Raw genomic sequence first — 16,972 nt, 5'->3', positions numbered from 1 at the left:
GATGGGCTTCTTCGATACGTTCTTCTCCAGCGTCACCGGCGGCAGTCGAGAGCCTCAAAAACCATCAAACGTCGAGCTCGAGCTGCGCCGCAGGCTTACTGTGCTCGCAAGCGACGAGGCCACTCAAGACACTCCCCTGCGCTATTTCCTACGCTGGGAGGGGCAAGTCCAAGGCGTTGGTTTTCGCTTTACCAACACCAACCTCGCACAGGCACGCGCACTCACCGGCTGGGTGAGTAACATGGAAGACGGGTCAGTCGAGATGGAGATACAGGGAGCTCCGGCAAACATCCTGTCTCATCTCGAGGCGCTTCATGCCTCCTATGAGCGCATGGGAACGCGTTTTCGCCTCGTAGACGCCCAGACCCGAGCCCCACTTGCCAATGAAGACGGTTTCATTCCTCGTTATTAGTATTGTGTGCTAAATACGGTATCATTTACCTACGACCGTTGATAGAAAAGAGGCGAGGCGCATGGCGGTGCAAAGAAGGAATACCAAGCAGCGAAAGCTGGTTCTTGACGCTGTGCGCCAAAGCTATAACCATCCCACCGCCGACGAAATCTACAACGCCGTACGCGAACAGGATGACAAGATCAGCCGCGGCACGGTCTACCGCAACCTCAATCTCTTAGCCGACGCAGGGGAGATTCTCTCTATTAAGACGCCGGGCGGCAGCCGCTTCGATCGCACCATCGAGCCGCACGCACATATCATCTGCACCTCGTGCAGCCGCGTCATCGACGTGCCGCTCCCCTTCGATGCCCAACTCGACGACAAGGCGTCCGAGCAAATCGGCTGGCACGTCACGTCGCACTACACCATCTTTGAGGGTCTCTGTCCCGACTGCCGGTAGATGTTTGGGACACGCCTTAAAATCCACCTTTCTGCACTCTGCAGCAAAAAGTCGATTTCTAGGCATGCCACATATATCTACTCGGCGAGCAGGCGATGCAGTTCCTCTTCGACCGTGCGCACGTAGCGGACACGGTCATTGACACCGCGCATGGTAGGGTTGCAGCTCTCCATCAGATAGGGATGGCCCACGACGTTGAGCATGTCGCGATCGTTCTCATTGTCGCCAAACGCCATCATCGCATCGGGCGAGATCCCCAGGGCACGACCATAATCGGCAAGCGCGGACCCCTTGCCCGAGTCAAAGCCGATAAAGTCAGTCCATTCGGTTCCCGACGTCATCACATCGACTCGGTCGCTAAAGAGACGCTCGAAATACTCCAGGGCCACCGGCTGATCAATTTCGGGCGTCTGGAAGGCAATCTTAATGACATCCTCGTCGATGTCCTCGGGACGGTCAACCACCGCCACATCGCAGTGGACCTCATAGCGCAAATGGTCGACGAACGCATCGTTGCCGCTCATGGTGTAGAGGTGCCCCTCGCACGAAAGGGTCACGTCGGCATGGGGATACGCAACCACGGCATTCGCGATATCCATAGCAAGGCTACGCTCCATGGAACGCTTGACAACGGCATGCCCCTCGCTCATCACCAGGGCTCCGTTTTCGCATACATAGGCGAGCTCATCGGCCACCGGGGCAAACAGGTAGCGCAGGCTCGCATATTGACGGCCGCTCGCCGGCATAAACACAATGCCGCGACGATGTAGCTCATCGATGAGCTCAAACGCCTCGGAACGCGGCTCGCGCTCCCCCGGATGCAGCAACGTGCCATCCAAATCGCAGGCGATCAGCTTGATTCCCTCAAGACCCATATGTTTCCCCCAAAACATCTCATCAACAGCAAGACGGACTTTGAATCGTTGCCTCTCAAAGTCCGTCTTGCATATATGCGCGTTAACCACGCGCCGCCTTTACGATTGTAAAGTCGGGAGCCATACTCACGACAACATCCGCCGCGCTCGACGCAAAGCGCCGACTGGCATCGAGCTCGCGCGTAACCACCGAGAGCCGAACACCCTCGACACCCCGGAGCATGCGGCCCAAAACAGGCTGCACCGGCGTATACATGCGCACGGTATGCTCGTCCGAGTCGCCTCGGAAAAGCGGCGCGTGCATATTGCCGATCTCCCAGCACGCATGCGCGAGCGCAATCGGGTCCATGCGGTCAACTTCGACTAAATAAACCTCGGCGCTGCGCAGGCGCACGACAACCGCCACGGGCGCCATGCCCAAACGGTCAATGGCGAGCACGTCGCCGTCGGCAAGACGACCGCCGTCGGACGCCAGCCGAACATCGACCGTGCGCCCCAGCTCCGTCACGCCCACAAACGTGCGCGCATCAGCCTGGTCCCAATCGAGCAGGAGCTCGTCAACTTCAAAGACACCGCCCAGCTCCCGGCGAAGTAGGAGTTCATAGGACGGATCGTTGAGATTTCCCAAGCATGTCGTCGAAACCAAGCGTTCAGGCATGCTCTAGCCCTCGACCTCGACGAGCTCGATATCAAAGTTGAGGTCCTTGCCGGCCAGCTCGTGGTTGGCGTCGAGCGTCACAGCCTCGGGCGTCACGTCAATGACGACGGCGGGGACGGGCATACCGCTCGGCGTGGACAGGAAGAGCTTCATGCCCTTCTCGATCTGCTCGATGTTGGGAACCTGCTCGGCCGGGAAGGTCAGGACCATCTCGGGGTTGTGCTCGCCGTAGGCATCGGCAGCCGGGATGTGCACAGTCTTCTTCTCGCCCACCTGCATGTCGACAACAGCAGCGTCGAAGCCCTTGATCATCTGGCCGGCGCCGCAGGTGAACTCCAGCGGCTCGCCGCGATCGTAGGAGCTATCGAACTGCGTGCCGTCATCGAGCGTGCCGCGATAATGAGTCTTAACCTTCTTGCCCTGGTTGGACATGGTAACCTCCGTGATAAGGGCGGCGCACAACGCGGACCGCCATGAACATATGGCGCTAACTATACCCTAGTCATACAATTCAAGGACAGTTTGCAAAGAAACGCTGCAACCGGAGGAACTATGGCATTTCCCGTATTTGACCTACACTGCGACACCGCCGATCGCATCGGCTGGGCCACGCTCGATCTCGACCTGCGCTTTACCGCGGGCACCGACGGGTATTTCCCCGGCGACGAAACGCATCCGCAGGATTTCGACCTCATCGAGGGCAACGCCTGCGCCATCTCGCTCGCAAAGATCGGCAATACGCCGTGGGCACAGTGCTTCGCCACGTTTGTCCCCGACGAGATTCCCACCGCCCACGCCGCGCGCTTCCAGGCGCAGATCATGGCGCACATGAGCGGCCAGGCAATGCTCAACCACGACCGCATGGTCAACGTACGCAGCGCCGCCGACATTCGCCCTGCGCTCAAGGGCGGCAAGGTCGCCTGCATCCACACTATCGAAAACGCCACGTTCTTTGCCGAGGACCCCGCGCTGATCGAGGTGCTCAAGAGCTTGGGCGTGCTCATGTCATCACTCAGCTGGAATGCGCAGGGACCGCTCGCGAGCGGACACGATACCCACGCCGGCCTCACCGCCGCCGGCATCGAGGCGCTTACGCAGATGGAGCACGCCGGCATGGTGCTTGACGTCTCCCATCTTAACGACGAGTGCTTTGACGAAGTTGCCGCCCGCGCCACGCGCCCCTTCGTCGCCAGCCACTCCAACTCCCGTGCGGTTTGCGGCGTCAAGCGCAACCTTACCGACGACCAGTTCCGCACCATTCGCGACATGGGCGGCATCGTCGGCCTCAACTACTGCAGCGAGTTCCTGTCTAACGAAGCAACCGACGAGACCGCTGCAGATGTCACCTTCGACCAGCTGGCGGCCCATATCGAGCACTGGCTCGACCTGGGCGGCGAAGATGTCATCGCGCTCGGCGGCGACTGGGACGGCGCCACGGTGCCCGCTTTCCTCTCCGATGCCAGCATGATGCCCGAGTTCCAGAACATGCTCTCCAAGCACTTTGGCAAGACCGTGATGCAAAAGCTCTGCAGCGACAACGCGCTTGCCTTCTTTGAGCGTTATTAGTTTCACATCCCTTGAGCGGGCCGGCATGCCGAACGGTCGACATGCCGGCCCGTCCCCAACCCAAAGGACCGCTTTTGACGCAGCAATTTACGATTTCCGTATCTCGACCGGATGGGACGGCCTTGCCCGTCATCGTTACCAAAAAACGCGTCAAGAACTTCAACCTACGCGTCACATCGAGCGGTGAGGTCCACGCCAGCGCACCGCTCGGCGCCGGTCGCGAGCGCATCGAAGCGTTTGTGAAGCGCAACAGCGCCTGGATTATCGGCCGACTTGCCCAGCGCGAGCAACGTCAGGCGACGGCGCGAGAGCCGCTCAGCCCCTCGTCCATCATTGCACTTTGGGGCAAGCCCATCACGGTACAGGACGCACTCGATCACAACTTTGCATCGCCCGCACCGCGGCCCAAGCAGGCCACCTTCGCAAGTTTTATGGGTACCGACGAATCGGACGAAGGCCCACAGGCCAAGCGGCGCGCAATCCTCGACGGCCTAACGTCCGACGAGCTCCAAGCCCACATCGACCAGCTCTATACGTCCGAGGTCACATCGGCGCTGCGCGATATGGTGCACGCGTACGAAATCGCAATGGGTGTCGCCGTCTCCCGCGCCTCCGTGCGCAGTATGAAGACGCGCTGGGGCTCATGCACGCCCAAAACCGGCGCCATTCGCATCGCACGCGAACTGGCCGCCTACCCTGTCGAATGCCTCGACATGGTTGTCGCCCACGAGCTCGTTCATCTGCTCGAGCCGAGCCACAATCAACGGTTCCATGCCCTGCTCGACACGTACTGCCCCGACAATAGAGCCCTGTCGCAGCGGCTCAAAAAACCGCCCGCCGACGAGCTCTAGCGTCGCCTAACGCACGCGCTCGATCTCGACGCCGCAGCTTGCCAGGGGCAGGCCAACAGGAGCCCACGGCTTATCGAGCTTGATGCGCACACCAAGCAGCGAGGGATAACGACGCAGCAGCATCTGGGCCACACCCTCGGCTGCCGCCTCGATGAGCTTAAACGTGTGCTCGCGCAGATAGCCATCAACATCGTGGCACACCGAGCCGTAGTCAATCGAGGCATCCAGGTTATCGTGCTCCCCCGCCGCGCGCAGGTCGGCATAGAGCACCAGAGAAACGATGAACTTCTGACCCAGCGCGTTCTCCTCGGGATACACGCCATGGTTGGCAAAAACCTCAAGGCCGTCAATGACAATACGATCGGCATGGCGCAGATCATCATAGCTCACGTGAGGCACCGCCGTTGCGGTGGATATTTCGCCCCTTCCACGGCGGGCGAGCTCAGCACCTTCAGTCTTGGTTGCATTCTCGGGCAGTTTTTTGTTACTCAACGCGATCGTCTCCTTCGTTTAGAACCCCAACCGCGCAAACTAACTACACGCGAATCGACAGGTTCTTTTTATCATCGCTCCAGTTGCAAGCATTGCGCGCGGGGCATGCAAAGCAGGCGCGCGATGCTTTGTCGGCCGCATAGAGCAGACGCTCAAGCGGTTGGCTGTTCACGCGCAGCTTTCGATGGCCCAGAATGGCCGTCTTAATGGCTGCGGCATCGGCCGGCTCAAACGCCACATCATCGGGCATGCCGCCGAGAATCGCATCAGCGACGCGTTCGCTTGCAACATCATGGGATATACCCGATTCATACTGTTCATCTTTGCCGATATCGTGAAGAAGTGCCGTGGCGTAGATGACCTCGCGGTCAAATTCGAGCTGCTCCTCGAGATTCTTGATCCACATAATGCGAGCGACATCGAGCAGATGGTCAATACCGTGGCGGCAGAAGATGCGCCCCGATTCCAACTGTACGATGTTGCCCAGGTGCCGCCGGAACAGCCCGTTGGCACAAATGTAATCAATGCGAGGCATGGCACCAAAGGGGGCCAGGCCCGAAGCCATAAAGCCGCGACGCGACGTCCCCTCATCGGTCTTCGATGTAAAGTCGTTGACGACTCTCATGGTTAGCGGCCCAGCATCCTAAAGAAACGCTCCTCGAGCGCGGGATCGGTCTCAAAGACGCCGCGGCGAGCAAGCGTCACGGTCTTGGTGCCGGGCTTTTGCACGCCACGCATCGTCATGCACATATGCTCGGCCTCCATCAACACAATCGCTCCCTGGGGAGCGAGATAATCCATGAGGGCATCGGCAACCTGTGTGCACAGTTGCTCCTGCAGCTGAAGACGGCGGGCATAAACCTCAACCGTGCGGGCGAGCTTGGAAAGCCCAGCCACCCGACCGTTAGGGATATAACCAATGGCGGCCTTGCCATAAAACGGCAGCAGATGATGTTCGCACAGCGAGTAGAACGTAATGTCGCGCTCGATAACCAAATCGTTCGAAGCGACGGCAAAGGTTTTGGACAGGTGCTCCTCGGCACTCTGGTCCATGCCGCCGGCGATCTCACCATACATACGGGCAACGCGCGCCGGGGTCTCCAGCAGGCCCTCACGAGTTGGGTCCTCGCCTATGCCCTCAAGCAACAGCTTAATGGCGGCCTCGACTTTTTCCTGATCGACCATCTGGGCCTCACTTTTCCGATTTCACGTTCGCGCTATGGTACCACGCCCTCCGGCATCGACCACAAGCTACATAGTATGGGTCGAATAGACTGGATCGTCCCGCCAAAGCTCCACAGCGTCGCAAAGCGCAACGCCCTCACGCACGGCGCGGTCGCGCGTAGCGTTCATATCGATCACACGCTGGTTACTCGAGCCCCTAAAGCGCAACGAGATATCATAAAGATCCTGAACAAACGGGCCATCCACCAACATGTCGAGGCAGGCAAGGATACGGTCCGTGACCTCGGTATGGTGACGACCACCCGGCATAAGCTCCTCGAGCACGTCGCCGGTAAAACACCAAATGGTCTTTCCTGACCCCGCAGGATAAGCGGCACGAACACGCTCGACAAACTCAACGAGCCCCGCCTGGTTCTCGGGCTCCATGGGCTCTCCGCCCAGAATCGTCAGGCCGTCAATAAAGGGATGATCGAGGCTCTCGATAATCTTGTCCTCGACGGCACGATCAAAGGGCTCGCCCGCAGCAAAGTCCCACGCGACGGAGTTAAAGCAATTCTTGCAGCCACGACGGCACCCGCTCACAAACAGAGAAGTGCGGACGCCTTCTCCATCAGCAATGTCGAAATACTTAATGTTCGCGTAGTTCATAGGTAACCTTCCTGGGGGTCTGGAGTATATCATCCCGTCCTCAAACATTCTCGGCCTTCGGCCTGCGAAACTGCGGGCGGGACGATATACTCCAGACCCCTCGCGAGCGATACTCAATGAACTCAGCGAACATCGAGTATAGGGTTCGAGGTCCAATAAAAACAATGCTGCAGCTCAACCGTTATCGCAAGCAGACCGTTGTCGCAGGTCAACTCATTTCCGCTAAGAACTTCGAGGAGCGAGCAGGCTGCGTGCTGCATCTCAGCTACATCAACTTGGCCGCCCCGTAGCGAGGCCCCGGACCTTTGCTCGATATGAGTTCCGCACGAACAGGAGGCGCCAGTGGCGCCTCCGTCGTGAGCCAGGACTGTCCGAAATAGCGAGTAAAGGTCCGGGGCCTCGCTACGGGGCGGCCTGGGATGGTTATTAGAGATGCAGCACGCGGTCGCGGATCTCCTCGGTTCGACCCTGGTTCCAGAACTGGGTACCGATGTAGCCGCACGTACGACGAGCGACGTTCATCTTCTCCTGGTCGCGGTTGCCGCAGCTGGGGCACTCCCACACCAGCTTGCCGTCATCCTCGACAATCTTGATCTCGCCATCGTAGCCGCACACCTGGCAGTAATCGCTCTTGGTGTTGAGCTCGGCGTACATGATGTTGTCGTAGATGTACTGCATCACGCGAATGACAGCCTTGAGGTTGTCCTGCATGTTGGGAACCTCAACGTAGGAGATAGCACCGCCCGGCGAAAGCTGCTGGAACATGCCTTCAAACTTAAGTTTGTCGAAGGCATCGATCTCCTCGGACACATGGACGTGATAGCTGTTAGTAATGTAGCCCTTGTCCGTCACGCCCGGGATAATGCCAAAACGACGCTGCAGGCACTTGGCGAACTTGTAGGTCGTCGACTCCAACGGCGTACCGTACAGCGAGAAATCGATATCACTTTCGGCCTTCCACTCCGCGCACCTGTCGTTCATGCGCTGCATGACGGCCATGGCGAACGGCGTGCCCTCCTTCTCGGTGTGGCTGTGACCCGTCATGTACTTGACGCACTCATACAGGCCGGCATAGCCCAGGCTGATGGTGGAATAGCCGCCCACGAGCAGCTTGTCGATCGTCTCGCCCTTCTTCAGACGCGCCAGGGCGCCGTACTGCCAAAGAATCGGCGCGGCATCCGAAAGCGTGCCCATCAGGCGCTCATGACGGCACAGCAGGGCACGATGGCACAGCTCAAGGCGCTCGTCGAAGATCTTCCAGAACTTATCCATGTCCTGATGCGAGCTCAGCGCGACATCGGGCAGGTTGATGGTCACAACACCCTGGTTAAAGCGACCGTAGTACTTAGGCTTGGTCGGGTCATAGTTCAGCGCGTTGGCGACATTGTTAAAGCCGTTGCCCGAACGGTCGGGCGTCAGGAAACTGCGGCAACCCATGCAGGTGTAGCAATCGCCGTTGCCGGCAGTCTCGCCCTTAGACAGCTTAAGCTCGCGCATCTTCTTCTCGGAGATGTAGTCGGGCACCATGCGCTTGGCGGTGCACTTGGCGGCGAGCTTGGTCAGATAGAAGTACGGCGAATCCTCGCGAATGTTATCGTCCTCGAGCACGTAGATGAGCTTGGGGAATGCCGGGGTGATCCACACGCCGGCTTCGTTCTTAACGCCCTCATAGCGCTGACGAAGCGTCTCCTCCACAATCATGGCAAGGTCGTGCTTCTCCTGGGGCGTACGGGCCTCATTGAGATACATAAAGACCGTCACGAACGGCGCCTGGCCATTCGTGGTCATAAGGGTCACGACCTGATACTGAATCGTCTGGACGCCGCGACGGATCTCGTCACGCAGGCGGTCCTCAACAACCTCGCGGACCTTTTCGGGAGATGCCGAAACACCGAGCTCCTCGAGCTCGCGGGCAACCTCGCCGCGAATCTTTTGACGGCTCACCTCAACAAAGGGGGCGAGATGGGTCAGCGAAATAGACTGGCCGCCGTACTGGGAGGAAGCAACCTGGGCGATAATCTGCGTCGCGATGTTGCAGGCAGTCGAGAAGCTGTGCGGCTTCTCGATCAGCGTGCCCGAGATAACGGTGCCGTTCTGGAGCATGTCCTCCAGGTTCACCAGGTCGCAGTTATGCATGTGCTGGGCAAAGTAGTCAGAATCGTGGAAGTGGATCAGGCCCTCATTGTGGGCATCCACGATCTCCTGGGGCAGCAGCACACGCTGAGTCAGATCCTTTGAAATCTCGCCGGCCATATAGTCGCGCTGGACGGAATTGACGGTCGGGTTCTTGTTAGAGTTCTCCTGCTTGACCTCTTCGTTATTGCACTCGATCAGCGACAGAATCTTGTCGTCGGTCGTGTTCTTCTGGCGCTTCAGGCTCTGAACATAGCGATAGATGATGTAGTGGCGGGCGACCTCGTAGCAGTCGAGACGCATGATCTCGTCCTCGACCAAATCCTGGATCTCCTCGACCGAAACGGTGTGGCCCGCGTTCTCGCATGCCTCGGCGACGTTTTGCGCCGCATAAACCACCTGGCGGTCGGTAAGACGAGAGCTCTCCTCGACCTCCAAGTTTGCGGCGCGGATGGCATTGACGATCTTATCGATGTCAAAGACAACCTCGGTGCCGCTGCGCTTGATGATCTTCATCCTCTTGCCTCTTTCGCGTCGTAGCCTCATTGCGCTTCAGAGCCAAACGATACCCGGCAGGGCCTGCCCCTGCCTTGCGGCGCCGTCGCGCAATCTGTGTTCTCGATAAACCATAAGCCTCCATGCGGACATTCCCTAGAGCCAATCAAGCGGTTCAAGGACACGTTCAAAAGAGGCAGTTAAGGTCTTCGTTCTCTGTCCGCCATCTATCATACGACAAAGAAGCATCTATATCCTGTATTCTTTTTTTAGGTCAAACACAACATATAGTGTTTCAGCAGGTCAAAGCAATTGGTCATTTTGCAGACGCATTAAAAATGAGGGGTATTTGACAAGTCGGTAAAACGTTACCAACACGGCTACCTGCATGGCAGTTATAAAACCCCCTTAGTCAAGCCGCTGACAAATCCTACCAAAACCAAGCCGCTCACGCCAAAAGAATCCAAAAGATTATGCTTGACCAACATGTTGCGGTCGTGCCTTGCCGAGTCTCATGCCACCGCGGCACGAATCCTTGAAAGATATGTGTATGCAAACGGAGAAGATGAGAGTTTCCTCGGATGACTACTGAGAAGCATCCCGGAAGATCAAAAACTCGAAATTTGGTGACGTATTTGGCGACCAAAACAAAACAGCCCAGAGGCGATGCCTCTGGGCTGCGAACATTTGGTGGGCGTTAGAAGATTTGAACTTCTGACCTCTTCCGTGTCAGGGAAGCGCTATCCCCCTGAGCTAAACGCCCAAATGGAGCGGACAACGGGGCTCGAACCCGCGACCCCAACCTTGGCAAGGTTGTGCTCTACCAACTGAGCCATGTCCGCTTACGAGGATTAATCTTACGTGATACCCGCATCCTATGCAAGAACTTTTTTTAAAAAGTTTTGCGACGCCCTCGCGAACCTCGAGAAGGCATCAGCCACCACGGAAAGTGCAGGCAAACGCAAACTCGCCGCAAGAGGCCCCTACAACTCAGCGAGCATGATCCAGGCAGAGCTGTCCTGCGCGAGCCTGCCGTCTGCAAGCGGTGATGAAGTGAGCAGGACCCTGCCCGCCGGCAGCTCCACGGGTGCTGCACCGAAGTTCGTCACACACGCCCAGCCGTTATCGCGGCGATAGGCAATGACGCCGCCCTCAGCGCCCTCGGCACCATCCGCAAGACCGGTGTGCCCGTCAAGATCGAGCCACGCAAGATCGTTGGCGCACCCGCGCAGCTTGCGCCGCAGCCAGAGGGCGTCACGATAGAGCGCAAGCATCGATGTCGGGTCCGTTTCTTCCCTATCGGCAGCATAATAGGAGAACCATGCAGGCTGCGGCAGATGGGGCGCCGCATCGGCGTCTGCCGGCGAAAACCCAAACGATCCGCCCTGCGCGGGATCGTCCGCCGCCACCCACGGCAGGGGCACACGACAGCCGTCGCGCCCCTTCTCGCGCTTCGGTCCGCGCGTATTGGTCGCAGTAGGATCTTCGAGTGCAGCCCACGGAATGTCAGCCACCTCAAAAAGGCCGAGCTCCTCACCCTGATACACGTATGCCGAGCCCGGAAGCGCCAGCTCGAGCAAAAGGGCCGCCCGCGCGCGGCGCTCGCCGAGTTCACGGTCCTCGTCATAAGACGACCCGTCGCGTAAGAGCCAGTCGAGCGCAATCTGGTGGTAGCGCGTCGCCTTGATCTGCGGCAGGGCATAGCGCGTCGCCACGCGCGGCACGTCGTGGTTGGAGAGCACCCAGGTCGAGGCGGAATCGGATTCTATAGCTGCCTTCAAGCCCTCCTCGATTGCAGCATGCATGTCATCATAGGTCCAAGTGGCCTTGGCAAACTCAAAGTTGAATGTCTGGCCAAGCTCGCTGGGACGCGCGTAGAGATACTGGCGCTCGGGCAGCACCCACGCCTCGGCAACGGCGCTGCGTGGCGGATCATAGCGGTCGAACACGCGGCGCCACTCGCGATAGATCTCGTGGACCTCGTTGCGGTCCCACAGCGGATGGGTGCCGTCCTCAACCATGTCATCGCCCTCGGCGAGATGCCACCGGTCGAGGTCATCGCGGTCGAGATCCTTGGCGAGACCGTGCGCCACATCAATGCGAAAGCCATCGACGCCTCGATCGCTCCAAAACGCCAGGACGTCGCAAAAGAACGCATGAACCTCGGGGCACGACCAGTCAAAGTCCGGCTGCTCGGGCGTAAACATGTGCAGATACCACTGACCGTCCGCGACGCGCGTCCAGGCGGGGCCACCAAAGTTGGCATTCCAATTGGTGGGAGGCAGCTCGCCGTGCTCGCCGCGACCATCGCGGAAGATATAACGGGCGCGCTCGGGCGATCCGGGGCCGGCGGCAAGAGCGGCTTTGAACCAGGGGTGCTGGTTGGACGAATGGTTGGGCACGATGTCGACGATGACCTTGATGCCGTGCGCATGAGCCGCGGCGATCATGTCATCGAAGTCGTCAAGCGAGCCGAGACGTGGGTCGACATCGCAGTAGTCCGCCACATCATAGCCGCCATCGACGAGAGGCGATGGGTAAAACGGGCTCAGCCAGATGGCCTCGATACCCAGCCGCTCAAGATAGTCCATCTGCTGGGTAATGCCCGCGATATCGCCCAGACCCGAACCAGTCGAATCCTTAAACGAGCGCGGATAGATCTGATAGATCGCGGCATCGGACATCCATGGGCGCGACGAGGACTTTTCTGTAGCCATGGGATGAGTCTCCCTTGCAACGAGGTTTTGCGAGATGCCCACGATGATACGCCCAAAGCGGACATTCGCGGCAAACAACGCCACAGCCACGCCCCAAAACGCTCGCTCCCTCTCGGGTTCGAGTCTCCTGGGACGAATCGATCGATCAGTGAAAAGAACGGAAGGCCCACTCCTCCGGCCACGACAGCGAGCGGGCTCCGGGTGCCCCAAGTTGCCGCGAAAGAGGAGGGAAGCGTACTTTATGTACGCGACCGACGATTGAGGGGCAAGATGGGGTGCCCGGGGCTCGCGCAGCGTCAACAAAAAACGCGGTTCGTTAGAACCGCGTAAGATAGTTGGAGCGGACAACGGGGCGTCTGCGTATTCGCTTCGCGGATCCGCACCGGCTTCGGCCGCCTGCCGGCGTCCTCGCCAGCTCGCTACAAACGCTCCGCGTTTGCTTAACGCTCGCTCCCTCTCGGGTTCGAGCCCAAGCGATGGGTACGAAAAAGCCCGGCTACCGTAGTAGTCGGGCTGCTGCGTTTGGAGCGGACAACGGGGCTCGAACCCGCGACCCCAACCTTGGCAAGGTTGTGCTCTACCAACTGAGCCATGTCCGCATATGTAAAACAAAACGGGCGCCGGAGCGCCCGGATGTTGTCTGGAGGCGAAGCCCGGATTCGAACCGGGGGTAAAGGCTTTGCAGGCCTCTGCCTTACCACTTGGCCACTTCGCCGAAAAAGGACCGCCTAAACGGTCCGGAAATGCAATGGAGCGGACAACGGGGCTCGAACCCGCGACCCCAACCTTGGCAAGGTTGTGCTCTACCAACTGAGCCATGTCCGCTTGCGGGTTATTAATTTACGCGAGTTGTCCAAAAGACGCAAGTACTTTTTTCAAAAAACTTGTCTGCCGCATGTTCTTAGTAGCTAAACGCGCTAAAGCGATTGGCTAGGCACACGACTCCAGCGCTCCGCTAAACAGCTTCACCATCTGCACGCGCGTGCCGGCGCCGTCCGTACGACGAGCAACCTCCACGTTATCGACGAGCATACGCATAAGCTTGATACCACGGCCGCGCTCCTCTGATGCGACCGGTTCGCTCGTTTCATCGATAGAATAGCCGGCACCTCGATCAAGCACCTCAACCACAACGCGATCGCCATAGGCCTGAACCGTCAGGACGCACCCGATACCGCCCGCATGGTCATAGGCATTACCCAGCGCCTCCCCCGACGCCAACGCGACATCGTAGCGCTCGTCACGGCGCAACGGAAGCGATTCAAGGAGTTCGGCGATGCGATGTCGGTAGTATGGAAGATTCTCGATACCCTGACGGACCTCGACGCTCTTACTCCAGCGAGGCAGCTCCCCCACCGGAATGGCGGGAATAGACTCCCGTGCCGGCCCCGCGACATGAAGAATATCGACAAGACGGGCAATCTCCAAAAAGCGAACAACTTCACCTGATGCATTGACGAGCGAAAGCAGGCCTTCTCGCCTCATGAGCTCACGAGCGCGCGTAAGCAGGAATGCCAAGCCCGTCGAATCGATAAAGCTAACAGCCTGGCAGTTGATGACGACACGACGCACGCCGCGGCCAATCAAAGCATCCAACCGCCGACGCAGCGCAGGCACCGTGGCGATGTCGATATCGCCTGGTGGCGTCAAAACCACTATGTCATTCCACTCATTCATACGACCATGGTTCCCCAAAAAAGCCCACTCGATGCATTCGTTTCCCCAACCGTACGGATTCAGCCCGCCCAGCGTCGTCTATGAACGACCCCGTAAAAACTCAAGGGACACCAATGCAATGTCATCGTCCAGCGCCGATTCGGTAAATCGGTCAAGCTCGCCCAAGACCTTGCCGCAAATGCCCGACACGCCCTCACCCGAGACAGAGAGCAGAAGGTCGCGAAGGCGCTGCTCGCCAAAGAAAGCACCCGAGCGGTCACGCGCTTCGATTGTTCCGTCGGTGTACATAAATAGCATGTCACCAGGAGCGAACGTAAACACGCCTGTCTCGTATACCATGCTCTCAAAGGCACCGATTACCCCCGATTGGCATCCAAGCAGCTCGACCTCCCCCCCACGGGCCTCGCCGCCACCCAGCGGCATCGACTCTGGCCTGATGACCATGGTCGGAGGATGGCCCGCCGAACAATACGTTGCACGTCCGGCTTTAAGGTCAATCTTGGCGATAAAGGCCGTCACGAACGTCTCGACCCTTGAAAAGCCCATGAGCATGCTGTTAAGGGAGCGTGCCATGCGGGCCGGCCCAGCGCCCTCCCAGGCATATGCCGTCAGGGCCGTCTTGACGAGCGCGGACATCGATGCAGCCTCAATGCCTTTGCCAGACACATCGCCCAGAATCATGACGGCGCAATCGTCGGGAAGACGGATGAGCGTATAGAAATCGCCGCCGACCAACGCCGAGTTCGTGGCCGACAGGTACACCGAATCGGCGGCGATTCCCGGAACATCCCCCAGTGAATTTCTCATGCCAATCTGAAGGGTCTGAGCGATATGGCGCTCCTCACGCTTTTGAGATTCGCCTTCATAGATCAGTTCAAAGTCATGAGCCAAGTGCACCAAGTAGTCATATTCAAGGTCATCAATCGGCTCTTGGCTACCATCACGAAGCAGCAGCGCGCGCGTCGTCGGGCCCTTCGCAACAGAAGCAGGAACGATCGCGTCGTTACTGTGCTTGCCATCGCCCTCAGAGCGCGGGCGCCCCGCCTCGATGCCGGCGTCGACGTAGAGACCCTGGCAAGGCAGGCCATGCGCCCTAAGCCAGCCTCCCATAGGCATCGATTCGTCAACGCGAGTTATACGGACGTGTTTAAGGTCCCCGGCGCTCGTGCCGCCCAAAACAGATGCCTCAAAGCCATCAGGGCCAGCCCCCAGACGTGCCGCTGGCGCCGTCGTGGAAAAGAAAAGCTTCTCGGGATCGTCCGGCAAAGCAACGCGACTGCCGCCTTCAAAATCTATGACGTAGGAATCCAGACTGGCGTCATACTCAATAGGGCAAAAATGGCAGTTGAGCATATTGCAGATCTCGGACGATACCGCCTGGGTAGCCGCGGCGGAATCGTCTAGAAAGGTAAACAACTCGTCACGCAAGACATTGAGCGAGCGGCCAAGCTCGGCCGTGCGACGGGAGCGAAGGCTCGATGCCATGCCGACCAGCTGGATAGACAGGTAATCGCAAATGACCTCGAGCACATTAACGTCATAGGCGAGCGGTGCCTGAGGGCGTTTCCAACCAACTTCCAGCACGCCAAGGATCTGCGTACCGTAAAAAACGGGAAGACAGATCTCGCTGCGGTACGGAGGCATATCCTGCATGCGCAACAGGTGCTTAGAACGATTGTCCAGATCCATGAACATACCGGAGGCGACCTTATCACCCTCAAGGTCCTGTTGAATCGACAAGCGACAGGCACGCGACTCACGAAGAACATACGTCGGAATGCCAGCGCCATACGGCAAAAACTCAGGAAGGTAGCTGTCGTACAGCTCCTTGGAAACACCGCGAAGTTTAAAACCACCGCTCTCAGAAAAATAGATAGCGGCACCCGAAGCATCGAGCGTTCCTACAAGCTGGTTCAAAACGGTATCAAGTAGGCTGGGCAGCTCATCGGAGCCCACGGTACTCATAATGACCGAGAGCGTGCCAGAGAGGCGCTTGTTCGCCACTCTAAGCTCCGAAAGCGCACGCTTGAGTTGCCGGTCGTGAGAATACTGTTCCTCGATACTGTGAAGCGCCACCAGGACACGTGGTGCGCGGCGCCCAAAGATGTGTGGAGGCGTTACGGAGCCCGCACGAACCAAGACGGGAATAAAAGAGCCGTCACTCAGCTTGAGCATCAGTTCGTTCTCGGAGCCATCAGTTTCAAATGGCAGACGATGTTCCGTCGCACGTTCAAAAGCGGACGAGTACAGGACGTCTTTAACATCTCCGCCGATGACGTCGGCGCGTTCCTCGCACATCAAACCAAGTAAGCGATTATTCACATGCAGAATGGTTCCGTCGAGCTCGCAGATGATGACAGCATCGCTCGTGATCTCGACTAGTTGGGCAACGTCTGCCCACTCGTTGCGTTCAAGCGTTTCCATCGTGGACCTCACCGTCTATCGGTAACAAAAAAGCCTCCGAAGAGGCTTCTCAAATGCGATGGTGTCGGAGGCGGGACTTGAACCCGCATGACCAAAAAGCGGTCACTAGCACCTCAAGCTAGCGCGTCTGCCAATTCCGCCACTCCGACATGCTATGTTGTTGATTCGCGGTTCGTTTTGTTGGACCCGCGCGTTCAACGAGGAAGATAATAACCTATGATTCGAGAACTGTGCAAGCACTTTTTTCAAAAAAGTTTACGAATTTGTAATTGCGCAGGTAGATCCGCATGTCCGGCCCCGAATCGGTGCTGCCTCCCGGCGCGTCCTCGGGCATGAGCGATATTTTGCTGCGCACTTCGTGCTGCAAAATATCGCTCCCCCTGCGGAATGCGCCGGG

16 protein-coding genes and 6 tRNA genes are annotated in these 16,972 nt (G+C 58.5%); 4 read left to right on the top strand and 18 right to left on the bottom strand.

The annotated features are described in order from the left end of the window. Nucleotide 1 precedes the first annotated feature (1 nt). Together DW195_RS04270 and DW195_RS04265 are read left to right on the top strand one after the other, a co-directional pair. Entirely contained in the window at nucleotides 2–412 is a 411-nt protein-coding gene (locus DW195_RS04270) for an acylphosphatase (protein ID WP_118205953.1), read from the top strand. Between the two features lie 61 nt (nucleotides 413–473). After that, nucleotides 474–854 (top strand): Fur family transcriptional regulator, encoded by a 381-nt coding sequence (locus tag DW195_RS04265; protein WP_199576309.1) that lies wholly within the window; start codon nucleotides 474–476, stop codon nucleotides 852–854. 77 nt (nucleotides 855–931) lie between these two features. Here DW195_RS04265 and DW195_RS04260 read toward each other — a convergent pair whose 3' ends face one another. From DW195_RS04260 to DW195_RS04250, 3 genes are all read right to left on the bottom strand, one after another. Further along, on the bottom strand, nucleotides 932–1,729 hold the full coding sequence (locus tag DW195_RS04260) for an HAD-IIB family hydrolase (RefSeq protein ID WP_158567896.1): 798 nt from the start codon (nucleotides 1,727–1,729) through the stop codon (nucleotides 932–934). 82 nt (nucleotides 1,730–1,811) lie between these two features. Next, complete coding sequence (locus DW195_RS04255) at nucleotides 1,812–2,387, bottom strand: urease accessory protein UreE (protein ID WP_118205951.1); 576 nt, start codon at nucleotides 2,385–2,387, stop codon at nucleotides 1,812–1,814. A gap of 3 nt (nucleotides 2,388–2,390) precedes the next feature. Continuing rightward, on the bottom strand, nucleotides 2,391–2,819 hold the full coding sequence (locus DW195_RS04250; protein WP_035138874.1) for a peptidylprolyl isomerase: 429 nt from the start codon (nucleotides 2,817–2,819) through the stop codon (nucleotides 2,391–2,393). Nucleotides 2,820–2,939: 120 nt separating this feature from the next. Between DW195_RS04250 and DW195_RS04245 the strand changes: the two genes are divergently transcribed. Further along, the gene (locus DW195_RS04245; RefSeq protein ID WP_117646587.1) at nucleotides 2,940–3,953 is read left to right on the top strand and encodes a dipeptidase; all 1,014 of its coding nucleotides are present in this window, start codon (nucleotides 2,940–2,942) and stop codon (nucleotides 3,951–3,953) included. Between the two features lie 74 nt (nucleotides 3,954–4,027). Then, on the top strand, nucleotides 4,028–4,804 hold the full coding sequence (locus DW195_RS04240; protein WP_233540810.1) for a M48 family metallopeptidase: 777 nt from the start codon (nucleotides 4,028–4,030) through the stop codon (nucleotides 4,802–4,804). 6 nt (nucleotides 4,805–4,810) lie between these two features. On the opposite strand, the gene folB is transcribed toward DW195_RS04240, so the two are convergent. The 15 genes from folB to DW195_RS10570 form a co-directional block, all read right to left on the bottom strand. After that, on the bottom strand, nucleotides 4,811–5,296 hold the full coding sequence (gene folB / locus DW195_RS04235) for a dihydroneopterin aldolase (protein ID WP_199576308.1): 486 nt from the start codon (nucleotides 5,294–5,296) through the stop codon (nucleotides 4,811–4,813). A 43-nt stretch (nucleotides 5,297–5,339) separates the two neighbouring features. Further along, entirely contained in the window at nucleotides 5,340–5,921 is a 582-nt protein-coding gene (locus DW195_RS04230) for an HD domain-containing protein (RefSeq protein WP_172622418.1), read from the bottom strand. Nucleotides 5,922–5,923: 2 nt separating this feature from the next. Next, nucleotides 5,924–6,481: a GTP cyclohydrolase I FolE gene (gene folE / locus DW195_RS04225; protein WP_055251394.1), complete on the bottom strand. Its 558-nt coding sequence runs from the start codon at nucleotides 6,479–6,481 to the stop codon at nucleotides 5,924–5,926. Between the two features lie 66 nt (nucleotides 6,482–6,547). Then, complete coding sequence (nrdG, locus tag DW195_RS04220; RefSeq protein WP_055251392.1) at nucleotides 6,548–7,129, bottom strand: anaerobic ribonucleoside-triphosphate reductase activating protein; 582 nt, start codon at nucleotides 7,127–7,129, stop codon at nucleotides 6,548–6,550. A gap of 426 nt (nucleotides 7,130–7,555) precedes the next feature. Beyond that, a complete protein-coding gene (gene nrdD / locus DW195_RS04215; protein WP_117640824.1) occupies nucleotides 7,556–9,778 on the bottom strand; it encodes an anaerobic ribonucleoside-triphosphate reductase in 2,223 nt (740 codons plus the stop codon). A 667-nt stretch (nucleotides 9,779–10,445) separates the two neighbouring features. Then, nucleotides 10,446–10,520 (bottom strand) — tRNA-Val (locus DW195_RS04210). A gap of 3 nt (nucleotides 10,521–10,523) precedes the next feature. Continuing rightward, nucleotides 10,524–10,599 (bottom strand) — tRNA-Gly (locus tag DW195_RS04205). A gap of 141 nt (nucleotides 10,600–10,740) precedes the next feature. After that, nucleotides 10,741–12,474: a glycoside hydrolase family 13 protein gene (locus DW195_RS04200; protein ID WP_147356483.1), complete on the bottom strand. Its 1,734-nt coding sequence runs from the start codon at nucleotides 12,472–12,474 to the stop codon at nucleotides 10,741–10,743. A gap of 523 nt (nucleotides 12,475–12,997) precedes the next feature. Further along, nucleotides 12,998–13,073: transfer RNA gene (locus tag DW195_RS04195), tRNA-Gly, on the bottom strand. A gap of 42 nt (nucleotides 13,074–13,115) precedes the next feature. Further along, a tRNA-Cys gene (locus DW195_RS04190) sits at nucleotides 13,116–13,189 on the bottom strand. 34 nt (nucleotides 13,190–13,223) lie between these two features. Then, nucleotides 13,224–13,299: transfer RNA gene (locus tag DW195_RS04185), tRNA-Gly, on the bottom strand. 105 nt (nucleotides 13,300–13,404) lie between these two features. Beyond that, nucleotides 13,405–14,151 carry an anti-sigma factor antagonist gene (locus DW195_RS04180; protein ID WP_118066018.1) on the bottom strand — a complete coding sequence of 249 codons (747 nt, stop codon included), beginning with the start codon at nucleotides 14,149–14,151 and terminating at the stop codon, nucleotides 13,405–13,407. Between the two features lie 78 nt (nucleotides 14,152–14,229). Continuing rightward, nucleotides 14,230–16,575, bottom strand: a complete 2,346-nt coding sequence (locus DW195_RS04175; protein WP_118205948.1) for a GAF domain-containing SpoIIE family protein phosphatase — start codon at nucleotides 16,573–16,575, stop codon at nucleotides 14,230–14,232. A gap of 59 nt (nucleotides 16,576–16,634) precedes the next feature. After that, nucleotides 16,635–16,724, bottom strand: a tRNA-Leu gene (locus DW195_RS04170). 65 nt (nucleotides 16,725–16,789) lie between these two features. Beyond that, the coding region (locus tag DW195_RS10570; RefSeq protein WP_233540809.1) for a hypothetical protein at nucleotides 16,790–16,972 on the bottom strand (183 nt) is incomplete at its 5' end.

The sequence above is a fragment of the Collinsella sp. AM17-1 genome (genome assembly GCF_003470665.1).
Lineage (GTDB): Bacteria > Actinomycetota > Coriobacteriia > Coriobacteriales > Coriobacteriaceae > Collinsella.
This window is presented reverse-complemented; position numbering and strand designations above follow the sequence as displayed.

What these genes read in the sequence shown, in the direction of transcription:
- DW195_RS04230 (WP_172622418.1), bottom strand. Translation starts at nt 5,921, where the DNA reads ATGAGAGTCGTCAACGACTTTACATCGAAGACCGATGAGGGGACGTCG.
- DW195_RS04270 (WP_118205953.1), top strand. Translation starts at nt 2, where the DNA reads ATGGGCTTCTTCGATACGTTCTTCTCCAGCGTCACCGGCGGCAGTCGA.
- DW195_RS04175 (WP_118205948.1), bottom strand. Translation starts at nt 16,575, where the DNA reads ATGGAAACGCTTGAACGCAACGAGTGGGCAGACGTTGCCCAACTAGTC.
- nrdD (WP_117640824.1), bottom strand. Translation starts at nt 9,778, where the DNA reads ATGAAGATCATCAAGCGCAGCGGCACCGAGGTTGTCTTTGACATCGAT.
- DW195_RS04200 (WP_147356483.1), bottom strand. Translation starts at nt 12,474, where the DNA reads ATGGCTACAGAAAAGTCCTCGTCGCGCCCATGGATGTCCGATGCCGCG.
- DW195_RS04250 (WP_035138874.1), bottom strand. Translation starts at nt 2,819, where the DNA reads ATGTCCAACCAGGGCAAGAAGGTTAAGACTCATTATCGCGGCACGCTC.
- nrdG (WP_055251392.1), bottom strand. Translation starts at nt 7,129, where the DNA reads ATGAACTACGCGAACATTAAGTATTTCGACATTGCTGATGGAGAAGGC.
- DW195_RS04265 (WP_199576309.1), top strand. Translation starts at nt 474, where the DNA reads ATGGCGGTGCAAAGAAGGAATACCAAGCAGCGAAAGCTGGTTCTTGAC.
- DW195_RS04260 (WP_158567896.1), bottom strand. Translation starts at nt 1,729, where the DNA reads ATGGGTCTTGAGGGAATCAAGCTGATCGCCTGCGATTTGGATGGCACG.
- DW195_RS04255 (WP_118205951.1), bottom strand. Translation starts at nt 2,387, where the DNA reads ATGCCTGAACGCTTGGTTTCGACGACATGCTTGGGAAATCTCAACGAT.
- DW195_RS04180 (WP_118066018.1), bottom strand. Translation starts at nt 14,151, where the DNA reads ATGAATGAGTGGAATGACATAGTGGTTTTGACGCCACCAGGCGATATC.
- folE (WP_055251394.1), bottom strand. Translation starts at nt 6,481, where the DNA reads ATGGTCGATCAGGAAAAAGTCGAGGCCGCCATTAAGCTGTTGCTTGAG.
- DW195_RS04245 (WP_117646587.1), top strand. Translation starts at nt 2,940, where the DNA reads ATGGCATTTCCCGTATTTGACCTACACTGCGACACCGCCGATCGCATC.